Here is a 2,206-nt window from a genome sequence, read left to right on the forward strand (position 1 = left end):
GTCATTTCATCTTCGACGACCAGCACCTGGCGGCCTTCTGCTCTGTCCTGACTAATCATTGGCGTCCTCCTAAGGCCACGGGACGAAGTTCTCCAACTTCGGCGGTGAACGGAAGTTCGATGATGCAAACGACGCCGCTCTCTTCGAAGGTGCGTGTTACCTCGCCGTCGAATTCATAACTCAGGGAGCGATCGATCACGGTTGTGCCGAACCCGCGTCGCGAGGGCGGCCCATTGACAACCGGACCATGGGTTTCCGCCCAGTGCAACCGCAGCCGGCGATCGGAACCGTCCGTCACTGCCCAGGACACCGAAAGCTGACCTTTGGGTACGGACAACGAGCCATACTTTGCTGCATTGCTGGCTAGCTCATGAAGGGCCATCGCCAGCGACAATCCGGCCTTTGGAGTCAGCGCGACGTCAGGGCCTTCGATCTGCAGCGCCCAATCCCCATAAGGTTTAAGTTCGGTCTCTACGAGCTCGCGCAACGTGCCGCTTCCGCCTCCCTGGCGACTGGTCAAGAGACTATGAGCACGCGTGATTGCCGTGATGCGGCCGGTAATCGTCTCCGCGAACGCTTCCGGCGATGAACTCGCCTGCAAGGTCTGGCCGACGATCGAGGACACGATTGCCAGAATGTTCTTTACGCGGTGGTCGAGTTCACCCAGAAGCAACGCTGCATGTTCTTCGGCACGTTTACGGTCTTCGATCTCCAGGGTCACCGAGATGATGCTGGTGGCGGCCCCGTCGCTATCCCCCAGCACGGATATGGTATCGTGCACCCACACCGACGTTCCGTCGGAACGCTGCAGGCGGTACTCAAGCGCTATCGGGTTTCTGTCGCGGGTCGCCTGCTCAAAACACGCACTGGCTGCCTCGATGTCCTCGGCATTGATTATGTCGTGGCGGCGGAGTTGCCGCAGATCTTGAGCCGACCGACCGGCCATCGTCTCAAACGCCTTATTGGTGAGCAGGAAGTGCCCCTCGAGGTCCGTTTCGGCAACGCCCACCGCTGCTTGATTGACGATGGCAGTAAAGCGTCGCTCGCTGACATCTTTCGCCCGCTCAGCTTCTCGTCGCGCGGTCACGTCGACGAATGTGATGACGACGCCGTCGATGACTCTCTCGATGCTGCGGTACGGCCGGATGCGCATCACGAACGTCGCGCCACGGTCGTGCAGTTGAAGCTCGCGTTCCATGACCGTGAGGTCGCGCAAAACCTTGGCCACGTCTCGCCGGAGATCGTCATAGGCGAGCAGGCTGACGATGTCGGTCAGCGGCCGGCCTCTGTCACTGTCGCGAAGGCTAAAAATGTCCGCCATGCCAGGCGTAAAGTTCCTGATACGGAGGTTTTCTTCAAGAAAGATCGTCGCAATCTGGGTGCTGTCGAGCAGATTCTGCAGATCGCTGTTGAGGTTCGAAAGAAGGTCGTTCTTTGCCATAAGCTCGGCATTGACGGTCTGCAGCTCCTCGTTGATCGACTGCATTTCCTCTTTCGAGGTTTGCAGCTCTTCGTTTGTCGACTGCAGTTCCTCGTTGACTGATTGGTACTCCTCCGCCGAGGATTTCATCTCCTCGTTTGCGGTCTCAAGATCGCCGATCGTTGCCTGCAACTGCGCACGAGTGGTACGAAGTTCTTGCTCCGCGGCCACAGCCTCTGGACTCCGGGGACTTCCATCCGCCGACATCAGCGGCTCCGTCGCCACGCTACGCATTTCCTGAAACGCGACAACATACAGCCCTTCACCGCCCGTATCCTGCACCGGCTCGACGATGACGCTCAGAGCGCGCTGTTGGCCCTCAAGAAAGACTGAGACGTTATCGGCGACAACGGCCTCTCCTGTTTTTAAGACCGACTGCAGCGCCGTGCGAACGGTGATCCGCAGCGTCTTCCTTAGATTGGAATGGATGCTCAGGCTTGCCGCACCGGCAGAAGGTTCGAGATAGCGGCCAATCTCGCCGCCCGAATAACGCACGATGTTGCTCTGACGATCCACGACAATAAAGGAGGGCGAGTGCTTCGCCAAGGCGGTGCGCACCGCCCGATCGACGCGGTCACCCCCTCCCCGGCTAAGCTCACCGGCCGCACGATTGGCGGCAGGCGTTTGCGGTGGCATCGGAAGGGCCGGGAATGCCGCATCCCCATCCGACCGCTGGAAGATGTGGGCCGCCTTGTCCCAGACCGCGAAAAGATTTGAATGGCGGCT

General features: G+C 59.7%; 1 protein-coding gene. It reads right to left on the reverse strand.

From position 1 onward, the window contains the following. Positions 1–55 precede the first annotated feature (55 nt). On the reverse strand, positions 56–2,206 hold a 2,151-nt coding region (locus tag ACP7E6_RS29355; RefSeq protein WP_426233707.1), incomplete at its 5' end, for a PAS domain S-box protein.

The organism is Pararhizobium sp. DWP3-4 (assembly GCF_049898205.1).
In the GTDB taxonomy this organism is placed as follows: domain Bacteria; phylum Pseudomonadota; class Alphaproteobacteria; order Rhizobiales; family Rhizobiaceae; genus Pararhizobium.